At 35.9% G+C, this 16803-nt stretch carries 18 protein-coding genes and 1 tRNA gene; 17 read left to right on the plus strand and 2 right to left on the minus strand.

Features of this window, described 5'->3' with window-relative positions:
- The first annotated feature begins 10 nt into the window (after positions 1-10).
- The 7 genes from hpt to HMPREF0367_RS04745 all read left to right on the plus strand — a co-directional run bounded on the left by hpt (position 11) and on the right by HMPREF0367_RS04745 (position 7556).
- The gene (gene hpt, locus HMPREF0367_RS04715; RefSeq protein ID WP_015535126.1) at positions 11-553 is read left to right on the plus strand and encodes a hypoxanthine phosphoribosyltransferase; all 543 of its coding nucleotides are present in this window, start codon (positions 11-13) and stop codon (positions 551-553) included.
- Between the two features lie 11 nt (positions 554-564).
- On the plus strand, positions 565-2532 hold the full coding sequence (ftsH, locus tag HMPREF0367_RS04720; RefSeq protein WP_035401642.1) for an ATP-dependent zinc metalloprotease FtsH: 1968 nt from the start codon (positions 565-567) through the stop codon (positions 2530-2532).
- 33 nt (positions 2533-2565) lie between these two features.
- Entirely contained in the window at positions 2566-3450 is an 885-nt protein-coding gene (hslO, locus tag HMPREF0367_RS04725) for an Hsp33 family molecular chaperone HslO (protein WP_035401644.1), read from the plus strand.
- On the plus strand, positions 3443-4423 hold the full coding sequence (gene dusB / locus HMPREF0367_RS04730; protein WP_035401646.1) for a tRNA dihydrouridine synthase DusB: 981 nt from the start codon (positions 3443-3445) through the stop codon (positions 4421-4423). The genes hslO and dusB overlap by 8 nt, the downstream gene beginning before the upstream one ends.
- A 93-nt stretch (positions 4424-4516) precedes the next feature.
- Entirely contained in the window at positions 4517-5752 is a 1236-nt protein-coding gene (gene purD / locus HMPREF0367_RS04735; RefSeq protein ID WP_035401649.1) for a phosphoribosylamine--glycine ligase, read from the plus strand.
- 2 nt (positions 5753-5754) lie between these two features.
- Positions 5755-7425 carry a formate--tetrahydrofolate ligase gene (locus HMPREF0367_RS04740; protein ID WP_015535131.1) on the plus strand — a complete coding sequence of 557 codons (1671 nt, stop codon included), beginning with the start codon at positions 5755-5757 and terminating at the stop codon, positions 7423-7425.
- Between the two features lie 45 nt (positions 7426-7470).
- A tRNA-Leu gene (locus tag HMPREF0367_RS04745) sits at positions 7471-7556 on the plus strand.
- A 76-nt stretch (positions 7557-7632) separates the two neighbouring features.
- Here the strand turns inward: HMPREF0367_RS04745 and HMPREF0367_RS04750 are convergent.
- Positions 7633-8262, minus strand: coding sequence for a pentapeptide repeat-containing protein (locus tag HMPREF0367_RS04750; protein WP_035401653.1), 630 nt, complete (start codon positions 8260-8262; stop codon positions 7633-7635).
- A 112-nt stretch (positions 8263-8374) separates the two neighbouring features.
- Here HMPREF0367_RS04750 and HMPREF0367_RS04755 point away from each other — a divergent pair, with 112 nt between their 5' ends.
- The 5 genes from HMPREF0367_RS04755 to HMPREF0367_RS04775 all read left to right on the plus strand — a co-directional run bounded on the left by HMPREF0367_RS04755 (position 8375) and on the right by HMPREF0367_RS04775 (position 11864).
- Complete coding sequence (locus HMPREF0367_RS04755; RefSeq protein ID WP_022356635.1) at positions 8375-9535, plus strand: AI-2E family transporter; 1161 nt, start codon at positions 8375-8377, stop codon at positions 9533-9535.
- Between the two features lie 51 nt (positions 9536-9586).
- The gene (locus tag HMPREF0367_RS04760) at positions 9587-10438 is read left to right on the plus strand and encodes a Cof-type HAD-IIB family hydrolase (protein WP_015535133.1); all 852 of its coding nucleotides are present in this window, start codon (positions 9587-9589) and stop codon (positions 10436-10438) included.
- 56 nt (positions 10439-10494) lie between these two features.
- On the plus strand, positions 10495-10803 hold the full coding sequence (gene trxA, locus HMPREF0367_RS04765) for a thioredoxin (RefSeq protein ID WP_015535134.1): 309 nt from the start codon (positions 10495-10497) through the stop codon (positions 10801-10803).
- Between the two features lie 70 nt (positions 10804-10873).
- Positions 10874-11368 carry a nitroreductase family protein gene (locus tag HMPREF0367_RS04770; RefSeq protein ID WP_022356637.1) on the plus strand — a complete coding sequence of 165 codons (495 nt, stop codon included), beginning with the start codon at positions 10874-10876 and terminating at the stop codon, positions 11366-11368.
- A complete protein-coding gene (locus tag HMPREF0367_RS04775; protein WP_035401656.1) occupies positions 11361-11864 on the plus strand; it encodes a GNAT family N-acetyltransferase in 504 nt (167 codons plus the stop codon). Before HMPREF0367_RS04770 ends, HMPREF0367_RS04775 begins: the two co-directional genes overlap by 8 nt.
- 53 nt (positions 11865-11917) lie before the next feature.
- On the opposite strand, the gene HMPREF0367_RS04780 is transcribed toward HMPREF0367_RS04775, so the two are convergent.
- On the minus strand, positions 11918-12691 hold the full coding sequence (locus HMPREF0367_RS04780) for a DeoR/GlpR family DNA-binding transcription regulator (RefSeq protein WP_035401659.1): 774 nt from the start codon (positions 12689-12691) through the stop codon (positions 11918-11920).
- A gap of 116 nt (positions 12692-12807) precedes the next feature.
- Between HMPREF0367_RS04780 and HMPREF0367_RS04785 the strand changes: the two genes are divergently transcribed.
- The 5 genes from HMPREF0367_RS04785 (at position 12808) to rimI (ending at position 16797) form a co-directional block, all read left to right on the plus strand.
- Positions 12808-13905, plus strand: a complete 1098-nt coding sequence (locus HMPREF0367_RS04785) for a glycerol dehydrogenase (RefSeq protein WP_035401661.1) — start codon at positions 12808-12810, stop codon at positions 13903-13905.
- An 85-nt stretch (positions 13906-13990) separates the two neighbouring features.
- Positions 13991-15328 (plus strand): replication-associated recombination protein A, encoded by a 1338-nt coding sequence (locus tag HMPREF0367_RS04790; RefSeq protein WP_035401663.1) that lies wholly within the window; start codon positions 13991-13993, stop codon positions 15326-15328.
- Positions 15325-15777 carry a tRNA (adenosine(37)-N6)-threonylcarbamoyltransferase complex ATPase subunit type 1 TsaE gene (tsaE, locus tag HMPREF0367_RS04795; protein WP_015535140.1) on the plus strand — a complete coding sequence of 151 codons (453 nt, stop codon included), beginning with the start codon at positions 15325-15327 and terminating at the stop codon, positions 15775-15777. Before HMPREF0367_RS04790 ends, tsaE begins: the two co-directional genes overlap by 4 nt.
- Entirely contained in the window at positions 15770-16369 is a 600-nt protein-coding gene (gene tsaB, locus HMPREF0367_RS04800) for a tRNA (adenosine(37)-N6)-threonylcarbamoyltransferase complex dimerization subunit type 1 TsaB (RefSeq protein ID WP_015535141.1), read from the plus strand. Before tsaE ends, tsaB begins: the two co-directional genes overlap by 8 nt.
- Positions 16366-16797 (plus strand): ribosomal protein S18-alanine N-acetyltransferase, encoded by a 432-nt coding sequence (gene rimI / locus HMPREF0367_RS04805; protein WP_035401665.1) that lies wholly within the window; start codon positions 16366-16368, stop codon positions 16795-16797. The genes tsaB and rimI overlap by 4 nt, the downstream gene beginning before the upstream one ends.
- The last annotated feature ends 6 nt before the right edge of the window (positions 16798-16803 follow it).

Here is a 16803-nt window from a genome sequence, read left to right on the forward strand (position 1 = left end):
GAGAAATCAAATGATTAGTGACGATATACTTAAAGTATTATTGAATGAAGAACAAATTGAAAAAAGATGTGTAGAATTAGCAGAACAAATTGAATCGGATTATGAAAAACTACATGCAGTTCCTATTGTTGTAGGATTGTTAAAAGGAAGCGTTCCTTTTATGGCTGAATTAATCAAACGTTTTACATTTGATTGTGAGATTGATTTTATGTCTGTTAGTTCATATGATGGAACGGAATCAATTGGAGATGTTCGTATTGAAAAAGATATGGATATTTCTTGTAAAGGAAGACATATTCTAGTTGTAGAGGATATCGTGGATACAGGACGTACTTTACGTGAAGTTAAACAGATGTTCATGAATAAAGGGGCAACTGATGTCAAAATCGTTTCTTTGCTGGATAAACCAGAGCGAAGAGTTGTTGATATTAAAGCCGATTATGTTGGTTATACTGTACCAAATGAATTTGTTGTTGGTTATGGTTTGGATTATAACCAGAAATATCGCAATTTACCTTTTATTGGGATATTAAAACCAGAAATCTACGAGTAGGAGGAATATTAATGAAGAAATGGTTAAATTATTTACCAACCATCTTCATCATCACAATTGTGATGTCTTTGATTTTCTATAGTTCTCAAGGGACAACTGAACAAATGAACTATTCAAGATTCAAAGACGTAGCGGAACATGCGGAATTTGAAGATAGTACCTTAACGATCTCAACCACTATTATTCAGGTCGAAGGAAGTTATAAAAAAGAAGGCAAAGATGCTATTTCTGGATTTAGGGTCATTGTACCAAATACAGAGGCGAACCTTGAGTGGTTAGAAACAACGTTGACAGAAGATGGCGGACGTTTAACAATCGCCGATCCAAATCAAAATAGTGTATGGATCAATTTGCTTGTGAATTTGATTCCATTCTTGATCATTGGCGTATTCTTCTATCTGATGTTCTCTAAGATGGGTGGTTCTGGCAGCAATAAAGCGTTTGAGTTTGCCAAATCAAAAGCACGTGTTGAATCAAATGTTAAAGTTCGATTTAAAGATGTTGCCGGTTGTGAAGAAGAAAAAGAAGAAGTTAAAGAAATCATTGACTATCTGCGTTCACCAAAGAAATTTACGGATATGGGTGCCCATATTCCTAAAGGTGTGTTGATGGTAGGTCCACCAGGAACAGGTAAAACATTGTTGGCGAAAGCTGTGGCCGGAGAAGCTAATGTTCCATTCTTCTCAATTTCAGGTAGTGATTTCGTAGAAATGTTTGTCGGAACAGGTGCCAGCCGAGTTCGTGATATGTTCAAAAACGCACAAAAGAGCGCTCCTTGTATTGTTTTTATTGATGAAATTGATGCAGTTGGTAGACAGCGTGGAGCCGGAATGGGTGGCGGAAACGATGAACGTGAGCAGACATTGAACCAGTTGCTGGTTGAAATGGATGGTATGACGGATAACAATGGTATCGTTATTATTGCCGCAACTAATAGACCAGATGTTCTAGACCCTGCATTATTGCGTAGTGGACGTTTTGATCGTCGCGTAACGGTTAACTTACCGGATATTAAGGGACGTGAAGAAATTCTTCAGGTTCATGCACGCAACAAAAAGCTTGCAAGCGATGTATCTTTAGAAAATCTGGCAAGACGTACACCTGGATTCTCAGGGGCTGATTTAGCAAATGTATTAAACGAAGGTGCTATTTTGGCGGTACGTAATAAAGAAACGCAGATTACTATGAATGACTTAGATGAGGCCATCGATAGAGTTATGATGGGGCCAGCTAAAAAATCTAAGAAATACACAGAAAAAGATAAATTGCTGGTTGCATATCATGAAGCAGGTCATGCGGTAATTGGTTTAAAACTGGAAGATGCAGACATGGTACAGAAAGTAACGATCATTCCTCGTGGAGAAGCTGGTGGTTATAACTTGATGACTCCTAGAGAAGAAAAATACTTCCATCGTAAGAGTGAATTCCTTGCGAAAATCACTGGATTACTGGGAGGACGTACTTCTGAAGAACTGGTATTTGGAGAAATCAGTGCCGGCGCGGTCAATGATATTGAACAATTGACAAAGATTGCTAAAAACATGGTTCGTGTTTATGGTATGTCAAGTTTAGGTCCAATTCAGTATGCAGATCCTCAGGGAAATGTATTCCTTGGACGTGATTATACACAAGGTGGTAATTATTCAAATGGTGTTGCAGCTGAAATCGATAAAGAAGTTCGTAAGATCATTGATGAATGTCATGAAAACTGCCGTAAAATCTTGGAAGAAAACAGAGATTTATTGGATTTGATTGCAAAATCATTAGTTGAACGAGAAACTTTAACAAATGAAGAAATCACAAATTTGATGAACTATGGTCAGATTACAAATCCAAATGAACCTGTTGAAGTTCAAGAGCCAAAAGAGACTGAAGTGAAAGAACCTGTAGAAACAGAAGTTCCACCTAAACCTCCAGTTGGCGTTGAAAAACAAGATTTAGATGATGCTTTAAATGAATTAACAAAAAAGAAAGATTAAGACGCTAGGCGTCTTTTCTTTTGGAGGAGACAAATGAAAGATCAATTATGTAGAGCCCTGGTTTGCCAGGATAGAGTCCGTTTATATATTGTTAGAACGACAGATATGGTACAGGAAGCAAGAGATCGTTTTGATTTGCATCCTTGTGCCTGTGCTGCTTTAGGAAGAACGCTGTCTGTAGGAAGTATCATGGGAAGCATGTTGAAATCAGATGAAGAAATGTTGACTATTACGATCAATGGGCATGGACCTATTGGATCAATTATTGTGGATGCTTATCATGATGGAACGGTTCGCGGTTTTTGTTCCAATCCGCATGTAGAAGATGTGTTCTTAGATAAAGGTAAATTAAATGTGGGTGCCGTTGTTGGTAAAGATGGTACATTGACCGTGACAAAAGATCTAAACATGGAAGAAAACTTTTCAGGAACTGTAGAACTTGTATCTGGAGAAATTGGAGAAGATTTTGCGTATTATTTTACTTTATCTGAACAAATTCCAACCGCTGTTAGTGTTGGTGTTTTGATTGGTAAAGATGGCAATGTGCAAAGTGCTGGTGCCATGATCATACAGATGTTACCAGATGCAACCGAAGAAGATATCTTAATTTGTGAACATCTATTGCAAGGTTTAAAACCAATGTCTACTTTGATGTTGGATTATGATGATATGGAATTGAAAGATCTTGTGAATGACATGTTTGAAGATGCTAAGATCCTGGATACAAGTGATGTGCGCTATTCATGTCCATGTTCTAAGGAAAGAATGGCCAATGCCATCTCTACATTAAAGGATGAAGAAATTCAAGATATGATCGATAAGGATCATGGTTGTCACATTACTTGTAATTTCTGTAATGAGCGATATGATTTTAGCGAAGAGGACCTAAGAAAAATACTGGAGTCAAGAAATGTTTAAAATTGGCGATGTGACAATCGATAATCCCATCGTAATAGCGCCTTTAGCTGGTATCAGCAATATTGCCTTTCGCGTAATTGCCAAAGAGTTTGGAGCAGGTCTTGTCTGCAATGAAATGGTAAGCGACAAAGCTTTATACTATGATTCAAAAAAGACATTTTCAATGTGTGATGTTGATCCCAATGAACATCCTGTAAGCTTTCAGTTATTTGGGCATGATATAGATACGGTCGTATATGCCGCAAAGTATCTTGATACCCAGACAAACTGCGATATTATTGATTTTAATATGGGTTGTCCAGTCAACAAAGTTATCAAAGCTAAAGCTGGAAGTTATTTAATGAAAGATATAGATTATGCCAAAGAACTGGTAAGTCATATCGTAGAAAATGTAAATAAGCCAGTTACTGTAAAGATGCGTATCGGGTTTGATAAAGATCATATTAACTGTGTTGAAATGGCTAAGGCCATGGAAGGTGTGGGCGTTAAAGCGGTTGCGGTACATGGACGAACAAGAAGTCAGATGTACGAAGGCAAAGCGGATTGGACATATATCAAACAAGTCAAAGAAGCAGTTTCTATTCCAGTTATTGGGAATGGTGATGTGCGTAGTGTAGATGATTTCTTTCGCATGCAGAAAGAAACAGGCTGCGATGCAGTAATGATTGGAAGAGGCATTATTGGAAATCCTTTTTTGATTCAGGAATGCAAAGATGCTCTTTATAATGAACATCATACATATGATTTTAATGATCGAATTGAAATATGTTTGAAACATGCCAATGGATTGATCAAAAACAAAGGTGAGGTCATCGCCATCAAAGAAATGCGAGGATTGGCTTCCTGGTATTTAAAAGGATTACCGGGGTCACATTATTTTAAAAATGAATGTTCTAAGATTAATACATTGGATGATCTTAAAAATGTTTTGAACGAGTATAAAACAGAATATATGAAACGAATGGCAGAGTAAAATCTGCCTTTTTATATATTTTAATGAATTAAAGGAAATCTAATTATCAAAGATGTGTTAAAATATTCCTGATAAGAAAAAGGAGATATTCAAATGAAAATTCTTGTAGTTGGTAAAGGTGGTCGTGAGCACGCTTTGGCTAAAGCAGCTCATGCATCTAAATTATGTGATCAATTATATTGTGCACCTGGTAATCCAGGGATGGCAAAGATCGCGACTTGTTTAAATGTAAGTGATTCAGATATTGAAGGTTTGGTCAAAGCGGCTAAAGAAAATGAAATTGATCTAACGATCGTTGGTCCAGAAGCTACGCTTTCTTTAGGAATTGTTGATGCATTTGAAAAAGAAGGATTGAAGATTTTTGGTCCTACAAAAGCTGCAACTCAAGTGGAATCAAGTAAAGATTTTGCGAAGCAGATCATGGCAAAATACGATATTCCTACAGCAGCATATCAAACTTTTGATAATTATGAAGAAGCTTGGAAATATGTTGAATCTAAGGGGGCTCCAATCGTAATTAAAGAAGATGGTTTAAAAGCTGGTAAAGGTGTTACTGTTGCGATGGATCTTGACCAGGCTAATGAAGCGTTAAAGATTGCCTTTGATATTGAAAACAATCAAGTTGTGATTGAAGAGTATTTGGAAGGATTTGAGTTCTCATTGATTTGTCTTGTACACAATGAGTTGGTAATTCCATTGGAAGTGGCACAAGATCACAAATGTGTTTTTGACGGAGATAAAGGACCAAACACAGGTGGTATGGGATCTTATAGCCCGGTAAAAAAGATTACTCCAGAAATCATTCAGGAAGCTTTAGATACAATTCTTTGTCCTATGGCTAAAGCTATGGTCAAAGAAAATGTTCCATTTACAGGATTCTTGTATGGTGGTTTGATGATGACAAAGGATGGAATCAAAACGATAGAATTCAATGCTCGTTTTGGTGATCCAGAAGCTGAAGTTATCCTGCCACGACTTGAAAGTGATTTTGTACAGGCTATTTTGGATGTTATGGATAATAAACTAGTAAAATTAAAATGGAGCGACAAAGTAAGTCATGGTGTTGTTCTAGCAAGTGAAGGCTATCCTGCAGGATCTACATCAGGAGCTATTATTGAGGGAGTAGATGATGTGGATGGTTTTGTATACCATATGGGAACAAAGGAAGTTGACGGAAATTTGGTAACTGCTGGAGGCCGTGTTTTGATGGTCGTAACACTTGAACCAACTCTAGAAGAAGCATTTGAACATACATATAACGAAATCAAGAAAATTCATTGTGATAAATTATTCTTTAGAACAGATATTGGTAGAAAGGATATGGATTAATTATGGCTAAAACAGATTTAGAAATCGCTCAAGAATGTGTGATGGAGCCTATTGAAGAGGTTGCCAAAAAAGTAGGGATCCAGCCAGATATGCTGGAAAACTACGGAAAGTATAAAGCTAAATTATCTTTTGATTTCTTACGTCAGATTGAAAACAATGAGCCAGGTAAGTTAATTCTGGTAACCGCAATCAATCCTACAAAAGCCGGAGAAGGAAAGAGTACAACAACAGTTGGATTAGGAGATGCCTTAAATCGCCTTGGCAAAAAAACGATGATGGCCTTACGTGAACCAAGTCTAGGTCCAGTTTTTGGTTTGAAAGGTGGAGCTACGGGCGGCGGTTATGCACAGGTTGTTCCAATGGAAGATATCAACCTTCATTTTACAGGTGATATGCATGCGATTACTACCGCAAACAATTTAGTAAGTGCAATTCTAGATAATCATTTACATCAAGGAAATGAATTAAATATCGATCCGGAAAAAATTACTTTCAAGCGTTGTTTGGATATGAATGATCGTACATTGCGTAACATCAATATTGGACAGGGTCCTAAAGCCAATGGTGTAGAAAGAAACGATGGTTTCAATATTACTGTAGCAAGTGAAATTATGGCAGCTTTGTGTCTGGCAGATGATCTAATGGATCTAAAAAAACGTTTTGGCCAGATGTTAGTTGCTTATACATATGATGATAAACCTGTGTATGTGCATGATCTAGGTATTGAAGGTGCTTTGGCAATGGTCATGAAAGATGCTATTTTGCCAAATGTTGTACAGACCTTAGAGCATAATCCTGTGTTGATCCATGGCGGCCCTTTTGCAAATATTGCTCATGGATGTAACTCTGTTATCGCAACGAAGGCTTGTCTACGTTTAGCTGATTACACAGTAACGGAAGCTGGATTTGGTGCAGATCTTGGTGCTGAAAAGTTCCTTGATATCAAATGCCGTTTAGCTAAATTGAATCCAAGTGCTGTTGTAATCGTTGCGACAATTCGTGCATTGAAGCAACATGGTGGAATTGAACTTGAAAATCTAAAAGAAGAAAATGTTGAAGCTATGTTGGCAGGATGCGAAAACTTGGCAAAACATATTGATACGATCAAACAATTTGGTCTTCCTTATATTGTTGCGATCAATGAATTCGCAACCGATACACCAAGTGAAATTGAAGCATTAGAAAACTGGTGTAAAGAAAACGGACACCCAATGTCTTTGTCGCAAGTATGGGCAAAAGGTGGTGAAGGAGCTATCGATTTAGCTCAGAAAGTTGTTTCATTATGTGATCAAGAGAATAATTTTGCGCCATTATATCCATTAGAAGACTCTATTGAAGAAAAAATTGAAACAATTGCCAAGAAAGTTTATGGAGCAGATGGTGTAGATTTCACAGATGAAGCAAAAGAACAAATCAAGAAATTTAATGAGTTAGGTTGGGATAAACTTCCTATCTGTATGGCAAAGACACAGATGTCTTTATCAGATGATGGAAAATTAATGGGTAGACCTACAGGTTTTAGAATTACCGTTCGTGAACTTCGCCCTAGCTTAGGAGCAGGATTTATCGTTGCCTTAACGGGTAAGGTATTAACAATGCCTGGTCTTCCAAAACATCCGTCTGCATTGGATATGGATATTGACCAAGACGGTAAAATTAAAGGTTTATTTTAAACTCAAAAATGATATAATTAAAAGGCTTGAAAAAAGCCTTTTTTTGCAGGAGTGGTGGAACGGCAGACACGCTGTCTTCAGGCGGCAGTGCGAGCAATCGCGTGAGGGTTCAAATCCCTTCTCCTGCACCAAATGCCCAAAACTCCTTTATATAAAGGAGTTTTTTTCTTATGTCTTAATTAAGTGTAAGTTTTAGTGTTAGATAAATCATTTAACTACGATTCCTAATAGTTTTAAGAATGTCATGGCTTGCTGGGTGTTGATAATGATACCTTTTAACATATTTTCACTGACACCGATATTATTGATTTGGCATGTTGAAAAATCGACTTTATTTAAGTTTGTGTTAAAGAAGTCACTATCATCGAGTTGAACATTTTTGAATTCAATATCTTTGAAAGTGCATTGAATAAAGCCGGAATTTTCAAGGTTTGTATTTTCGTAGCGAACTTTTTTAAAAGTGGACATGCCATAGTTTGAATAAGCGTTATTACAGGAATCAAATAGAGTGTTATCTAACAAAGAATCGCTGATCTCAATTCCCATACAACGACAGTTGATGAATTGAACACGATATAGACTGCATTTTAAAAAGTGAGTATTTTCAAATTCGCAGTGATCAAATACGATATCCAACAATTCAGCCTGTTCAAACTGAATATTTTGAAATGAAACATGATCAAATCGACAGGCATCAATCGTTATATTTTGATTTTCAATATTTTGTATGACGGTTTGTTCAAATTTGATATCTTGAATATAGTGGTCGTAAAAAATAGTAGGATCATTTTGATAAGGATCCAAAATATTTGATATTTTAGGTAATTGAATCTTCATTTTATTCATCTCCGGTATTATTAAATCATAAAGAAAGATCATGGTCGATAAATAATAAGACAAAATGATAGAAGTAAGCTATAATCAAATAAGATATTACTTGGAGGAAATTATGAAATTTTTTGATATTGATAAGAAGATATGGACTTACATCATAGGGATCGCCATTCTTGTTGTATGTATATTAAATCTTGATAAAGTAGGACAAACAATTGGTGTTATTTGGAACGCTGTCAAGGTACTTGTATTTGGCGGTATGATAGCGTATGTTTTGAATCTGGTGATGAATCGAATAGAAAAACTTTTAGAAAAATCTAAAAATAAGTTTGTTCTTAAAATAAAAAGAGTAATTAGTTTATTAGCTTCCCTATGTTGTGTAGCTTTGATTATTTATTTTGTCTTGGCTATTGTGATACCAACTCTAGGACAAGCTGGCCAGGTACTTATCGATGTATTGCCTCAATATTTTAATGATACTATTAAATTTTTGTCGAATCTTTTTGAAAATAATCCACATATTGTAGAAATGATAAATGGATTAGAAATCAATTGGAAAGAAATGATTGATCAAACTTTATCTTTTTTAGGGAATGGATTAGGAAATGTATTAGGATCTACATTCAATATGGTCAATATTGTAGTTAACTCGGTTTTCAATACAATTCTTTCAATCATTTTTGCGATTTACGTTTTACTAGATAAAGAACGTTTTATAAGGCTTTATCATCGATTAGGTGATTTATATTTGGGAAAAGACAGAAAAGATAAGTTGACTTCTGCATTAAAAATTATAAATCAGTCATTTGGATCATTTATTGGTGGACAATGTATAGAAGCAACGATCTTAGGAACTCTATGTGCAACAGGAATGTATTTATTGAACATGCCATATCCATTGATGATTGGTGTGCTAGTTGGCTTGATTAATATCATTCCGATGATTGGAGCCTATATTGGTGGAGCAATTGGTATGTTTATGGTTTTTACTGTAGATCCAATGATGTCTTTAGGATTCCTTGTATATTTATGTATTCTTCAACAGTTTGAAAGTAACGTAATATATCCTAGAGTTGTAGGCAGCAGTGTAGGTTTACCAGGGATTTACGTAATGATGACAGTGGTTGTTTTCGGTTCTTTGGCAGGTATACCTGGAATGTTCTTAGGAATTCCTACAGTTGCCAGTATCTATAAGCTGGCTAAGATCCATATTCAGAATAAAGAAAAAGAACTTGAAACTAAGAAATTAGAAAGTAAAACTTCTGTTAAAAATTAGTCAGTGTATCATAGTAAATGATATAATGTTTCCGTATAAGAGGAGACGAATATGATTAAATGTTTGGCGTTTGATTTAGATGGAACTTTATTAATGGATGATAAAACGATGGATCCAAGAACAGTGGAATCCATCAAACAGGCAATGGCTAAAGGTATACAGATCGTTATTGCCAGTGGTCGTGATAAAAATGGATGTCGTTTTGTGTATGAGCCTCTAGGACTGGAAGAAGGTAACAACTATTTGGCATTGGTAAACGGACAGATCATTTATGATTTTAAAAATAAAGAATATGATTTAGATGATGTTTTGATGCCAGAAGATGGAATCAAGATCCAACAAATCTGTAAGAAATTTGATGTAGAGGGTATCTTCTGTTGCGGCTATGATTTCTACAGTTATCTTTCTACAATGAATCGTTTGAAAAAGAAAATAAAAGAAGTTGTTGCGGGAAAACCAATGGACTATGGATTGAAGTCAGGTGGAAAATATCGAAACTTTATAAATCTTCCTTATGAAGAAGTTCGTTTGACGCAGGATATCAACAAAGTTATCATGGTTCATTCAGAAAAATTCTTTAAACAAAATTTAGATGCACTAAAAGAAGCTTTAAGTGATTATGATGTTTTGATGGTCGGTCCAGCTTGGATGGAAATCATGCCAAAGGGTGTATCTAAGGCAAGTGCTTTAGAAAAAATTGCCGCTAAAAATGGATATACGATGAATGAAGTCATGGCATTTGGAGATGCGGAAAACGATATTCAAATGTTAAAAAGAGCCGGAGTCGGTGTAGCTATGGGGAATGCCATGGATGAAGTAAAAGAAATAGCTGATATCATTACAGATACAAATTTAAATAATGGGATCGGTAAGATCATTGATAAAATGGTACTGGGCAAATAAATAGACGTATACTGAATAATGTTCTATGATTAGATTAACAAATGGAGGAACTAATTATGAAAATTGTAAATACTCAAGAATTTAATGAATTAATGAACGAAAAAGCAGTATTGGTAGATTTCTTTGCCACTTGGTGTGGACCATGTAAAATGTTAAGTCCAGTATTAGAAGGTGTTGCCGAAAAAATGAAAGACAAGGTAACGATCGTTAAGGTCGATGTAGACAGAAGTCCAGATTTGGCTGCAAAATTTGGTGTCATGAGTGTACCAACAATGATTATGTTTAAAAATGGTCGTCAGGTAGATGCTTTCTCTGGATACATGCCAGAAGCAAATTTAATGGCTAATATCGAAAGAAATTTATAAAAAATTAACAGCTCGATGTAGTTTTACTGCACTGAGCTGTTTTTTGATGAGAAATTGAGGAGGGGTTTTCATGAATAGTATTTATGATCGTTGCAGTATTAGAAAATTTAAACAGGAATCTCTGAAAAAATCGGAAATCGATAAAATCTTGAGAGCAGCTTTTTGTGCACCAAGTGCTAAAAATGCTCAGCCATGGTTTTTTATAGTGACAGAAGATAAAGAAAAACTTAAAGAATTGAGTGAGTTTTCTCCTTATGCAAAATTATTGGCAGATGCTGCTTTGGGTATCGTTGTCTGTGCTGATACAGATTGTAATCCAAGTTTAGATTATTGTCAGCAGGACTGTGCAGCAGCTACTCAAAATATGTTAATAGAAGCCAAAGAATTAAATATTGGATCTTGTTGGTTAGGTGGATATCCCAATGAAGATCGTGTTCAGACACTAAAAATGTATTTTAAATTACCTCAAAATATTGTACCATTATGGATGGTTGCGTTTGGTTATCCAGACCAGAAACAAGAACCAAAAGATAAATTTAAGGAGAGTAAGATACGATATGAATAGTCAACTTGAAATCATCGTTTGTCAAAATCAAGAGATGTTAAAGGAAGTGGCGAATTGTGCCAATGAAATATGGCATGAATATTTTCCTTTTCTTTTGAGTAAAGATCAGATAGATTATATGGTCGATAAATTTCAGAGCTTTAAGGCAATGGACGAACAGACTCGACACGATCATTATAAATACTATCAAGTTCATAAAGATGGTGAAATGATTGGATATATAGGTCTAAAATTTGAACCGGATCGTTTGTTTTTGTCAAAACTGTATTTAAAAAAAGAAGCTAGAGGAAAACACTATGCTTCAGATATGTTGGAATATATTTTTGAAATTGCCAAAAGACAATGTTATCAAAGTGTATATTTGACATGCAATAAACATAATGCCAATAGTCTTGCGGTATATGAAAAAAAAGGATTTAAAAAGATCGATGAAGATGTAACGGATATAGGAAATGGATATGTTATGGACGATTACATCTACGAATACACATTATAGGCTGCTAATTTAGGCGGCCTTTTTAATAAAAGAAAAGCCATCAAAAGATGGCTTTAAATGTTGGTGTCGATCAAGATAAAATTATCAGGAATATCCTTGGCATCGGCGTTGATCTGGTTGTCGCTGAATATGGCTTCAAAATCATCTGTAGAAATGAAGCTGCAGAATCCAGTTACATTAAATTTAGATGAGTCAGCCAATAAGTAACTTTTCTTGGCAAGAGACATAGCTTTTTGTTTAATGGCCATCGTATCCATTTCAACTGTGTAAACAAGTTTTCTTTTTAGATCGATTCCGGCACAACCTATAAAGGCATAATCAAAGTTGAAACGCTCAAGTCCGCTTAGGGTCAAAGGACCAGTACACATGGCAAATTCAGGGATGAGTTTTCCTCCTATGCAGAAAAGTTCGGCATTGTAATCTTGAAAGTTTGAAACTATCAACTTGCTATGGGTGACGATCTTGATTTTTTTGCCTTCCAGGTATTTTAACATTGCTACAATGCTTGTGCCTCCATCTAAAAAGATGCAGCTTCCATCTTCAACAATAGAGGCGGCTCTTCTGGCTACTGCATTTTTTTCTTTGGAACTAAACAGCATATGATCCTTCATGGTTTTTTCATTACGATCTGAAAGAATATTTCTGTATTGAATGCTTTTGGCTCCTCCGTGAACACGAATGATTAGGTTTTTCTTGCTTAATTCATCACAATCACGGCGAATTGTTGTTTCGGTAACATTTAATTTCTGTGCCAGTTCTCTAGTAGAAATGAAGCCTCTTGAGTTAGTGATTTCTACGATCTTGGCATATCTCTCATCTGTAATCATGATTCCTCTCCTAATGTATAATACTAGTATAGCCTAACAATATGATAAATTACAAAATAACCCGAGCTTTTTTTATGAATTTTGATAAAATGAAAGTAACAAAAAGGAGATATATCATGACAAAAAAATTAATCAGTCCGGCTAAGTACATCCAAGGACCCGGAGAATTAAAGAAACTTGGAGAACATGTAGGCGCAATGGGAAAGAAGGCTTTGATCCTGATTAGTCAGGGAGGCTATAAACGAATCGGAAAGATAGTAGAAGATAGCTTTAAGGAAACTAGTTGCGAAATACTCTTTGATTATTTTAATGGAGAGTGTTCAAAGAATGAAATCAACCGTCTAGTTCAATTGGCTAATGATAATAATTGTGATATGGTCATTGGAATTGGCGGTGGAAAGATCTTTGATACTGCCAAGGCAGTGGCTCATTATGTAAAAAGTCCTGTAATCATTTGTCCAACGATTGCCAGTACAGATGCACCATGCTCAGCATTATCTGTTATTTATTCAGATGAAGGAGTATTTGAAGAATACTTTTTCTTACCAAAAAATCCCGATGTTGTGTTAGTAGATACGCAAGTCATTGCCGATTCACCGGTTCGATTAACTGTTGCAGGAATTGGAGATGCTTTAGCTACCTATTTTGAAGCACGTGCCTGCGTGCAAAGCCAGGCTACAACTTGTGCAGGTGGGACTGCAACCAATGCAGCGTATGCATTAGCTAAATTATGTTTTGAAACTTTGATGGAAGAAGGCGTAAAAGCTAAGGTTGCTCTAGAGGCAAAAGCTTTAACCCCGGCGGTCGAAAAAATCATTGAAGCAAATACCTTATTATCTGGAATAGGATTTGAAAGCTGTGGTTTAGCTGGAGCACATGCTATTCATAATGGATTTACCGTATTGGAAGAATGTCATTCTATGTACCATGGAGAAAAAGTTGCTTTCGGCACGATCGTACAGTTGGTTTTAGAAAATGTACCGGCTGAAGAACTTGAGGAAATCATAGAATTCTGTATTGAGGTTGGATTGCCAGTTACCTTAAAGCAGCTGGGAATCGAAGAAGTGACAAAAGAAAAGATCATGGCGGTGGCAAAGGCTGCCTGCGATCCTTCGGATACACTTCATAATATGCCTTTTGAAGTAACACCAGAATCCACATATGCGGCTATTATGGCAGCCGATGCCTATGGTCGTTATTATCTAGGTGAATAGTTGCACATAGTGCAACTTTTTTTCTTCTAAAAAGTATAAAATCAGTCTGTGTGCTATAATAGTACAGTCAAAGGAGGCATAGATCATGGAACAAGATTCATTATTTCAAATTAAAGAAGATATTCGTCCCTTGGCTGATCGTATGCGTCCTGAAACACTGGAAGAATATGTAGGTCAACATCAACTGGTTGAAAAAGGTAAGTTGTTATGGCAGATGATCGAAAATGATCAAGTTACTTCTATGATTTTCTGGGGCCCTCCAGGAGTGGGTAAAACAACTTTGGCAAGAATTATCGCACATCAGACAGAAAGTTATTTTGTTGATTTTTCCGCTGTCACCAGTGGAATCAAGGAAATCAAAGAAGTCATGAAACAAGCCGATCAAAGAAAAGTTCTGGGACAAAAGACAATTTTGTTTGTCGATGAAATTCATCGCTTTAATAAGGCTCAGCAAGATGCATTTTTGCCTTATGTCGAAAAAGGCAGCATTATCTTGATTGGCGCAACAACAGAAAATCCAAGTTTTGAAATCAATAGTGCCCTTTTATCTAGATGTCGTGTATTTGTGTTAAACGCTTTAGAACAAAAAGATTTAGAGGATCTAATTGTTCGTGCTATATCTAGTTCAAAAGGTCTAGGGAATCTAAGGATCGATATTTCACAGGAAGATATTGAGGCAATCGCAGCTTTTTCAGGCGGAGATGCCCGCTTTTGTTTAAATACATTGGAAATGGTGGTCTATAATTCTCCATCCGATGTAAATGGGATCCATGTATCCAAAGAGATCTTGAAACAATGCCTTCAAAAAAGGTCTCTATTATACGATAAAAAAGGGGAAGAGCATTACAATATTATTTCGGCTCTTCATAAGAGCATGCGCAATTCAGATGTGCAGGCTTCAATTTACTGGCTGGCAAGAATGTTGGAAGCTGGGGAAGATCCTTTATATGTTGCCAGAAGAATTGTGCGATTTGCCAGTGAAGACATTGGCATGGCTGATTCAAGAGCTCTTGAAATATGCGTGGCTGCTTATCAAGCCTGTCATTATTTAGGGATGCCAGAATGTAATGTGCATTTGACGCATGCCGTTACATATTGCGCACTGGCACCTAAATCAAATTCCTTGGAGGTTGCCTACTTAAGCGCAAAAGAAGATGCGATCAAAACTTTGCAGGAACCCGTTCCTTTACAAATACGAAATGCACCTACAAAATTAATGAAAGAATTAAATTATGGAAAAGATTATGAGTATTCTCATGATTATAAACATCATATGACAGATATGGTTTGTATGCCGGATGGATTGATCGATCGTCAATACTATAAACCAAGCGATCAAGGTTCTGAAGTAAAAGTAAAAAATCGTATGGACTATATCAATGCGATCAAGGCGCAACTTAGAAAGAGCAGGAGAAAGAAATGAAAATTGCGATACATTCATTAAAAGATACGCAGGAATTTGCCCAAAAAATGGCAAACCTTTGTAAAGATAAACAAATCGTTATCACTTTAGATGGAGATCTTGGTGCAGGAAAGACTACCTGGACAAAAAGTTTTGGGAAGGCTTTAGGTGTTAAAGATGTAATAAATTCTCCAACGTTTACGATCCTTAAATCGTATACGATGGAAAATGGAAAACCTTTGCATCATATTGATGCATATCGTTTAGAGGGTGTGAGCCAGGATTTAGGCTTTGAAGAATGTTTTGATGAAGGAATCAGCGTAGTAGAATGGGCAGATTTCATCAAGGAACAACTTCCAAAAGATCATATTTCTATTTCAATTGAAGAAGGAATTGATGAAGAAAGAATGATCACAATGGTTTCTACAGGACCATTATCATCATCTATATTGGAGGGATATCATGATTAGTTTATGTATGGACAGCGCCTATAAGAATTTGATCCTGGGTGTGTATAAAGATAAAGAATTGTTGGCAGGCGTATCTATTGAAGCGTTTAAAAAACAAAGTGAAACAATTTTTGTTGAGTTAAATCGAATTTTAGAAGAAGCTAAACTGGATTATGCCGATATTGACCGTGTTGTGATCACAGATGGTCCAGGATCTTATACTGGAATTCGTATTGCGATGACCATTGCCAAAGTATTGTGTACAACGATGCATAAAGAGCTGTATTGTATTTCAACGATGCAGCTATACGCTGGAAAAGAGCCGATGGCCAATGTGATCTTAGATGCTCGTAGTAAACGAGCTTATGTTGCTCATTGTGAAAATGGAAAGATCATTGGACAAACAACAATATTAAATGTGGAAGAATTAGATGATTTTTTAAACAGTTGTCCAGGAACTTTATTTGGAGACGGATATTTAATTGGAAAAGAAACAAAACAACCCGATTATCTAAAGAATTTTATTGAATTGGAGGATATGTATCGCAAAGTTGATAATATACATGCCTTGGTTCCACAATATCTAAAAGAAAGTGATGCATATAAAGTATGATCGAAATCATGCGAAAAGAAGATCTTGCACAAATTGTGGACTTAGAAAAAAAGTGTTTTAATGACGCATGGAATTTAGAACAGATTGAAAATGAACTGGAAGTAAATCCTTTCAGCAATGGCTATATGCTCAAAGAAAATGACAAAGTCGTTGCATACGCATTTATGTGGGAAACATTTGAAATGGCACAGATTGCCAGGATTGGTGTAGATCCAGATCAAAGAAAAAAACACTATGGACAAAAAATGATGGAAGAATTATTTGAAAAGGCAAGATCAGGTGGATGTGAGTATATGAGTCTTGAAGTAAGAGAGTCAAACACAGCTGCTATAAAATTGTATGAAAAATTAGGCTTTGTAACAGTAAATGTTTCAAAAGGCTATTATTCAGATAATGAAAATGCCATTGTCATGACAAGAGCATTATAGGAGGAT

The sequence above is a fragment of the Faecalitalea cylindroides ATCC 27803 genome (assembly GCF_000469305.1).
Lineage (GTDB): Bacteria > Bacillota_I > Bacilli_A > Erysipelotrichales > Erysipelotrichaceae > Faecalitalea > Faecalitalea cylindroides.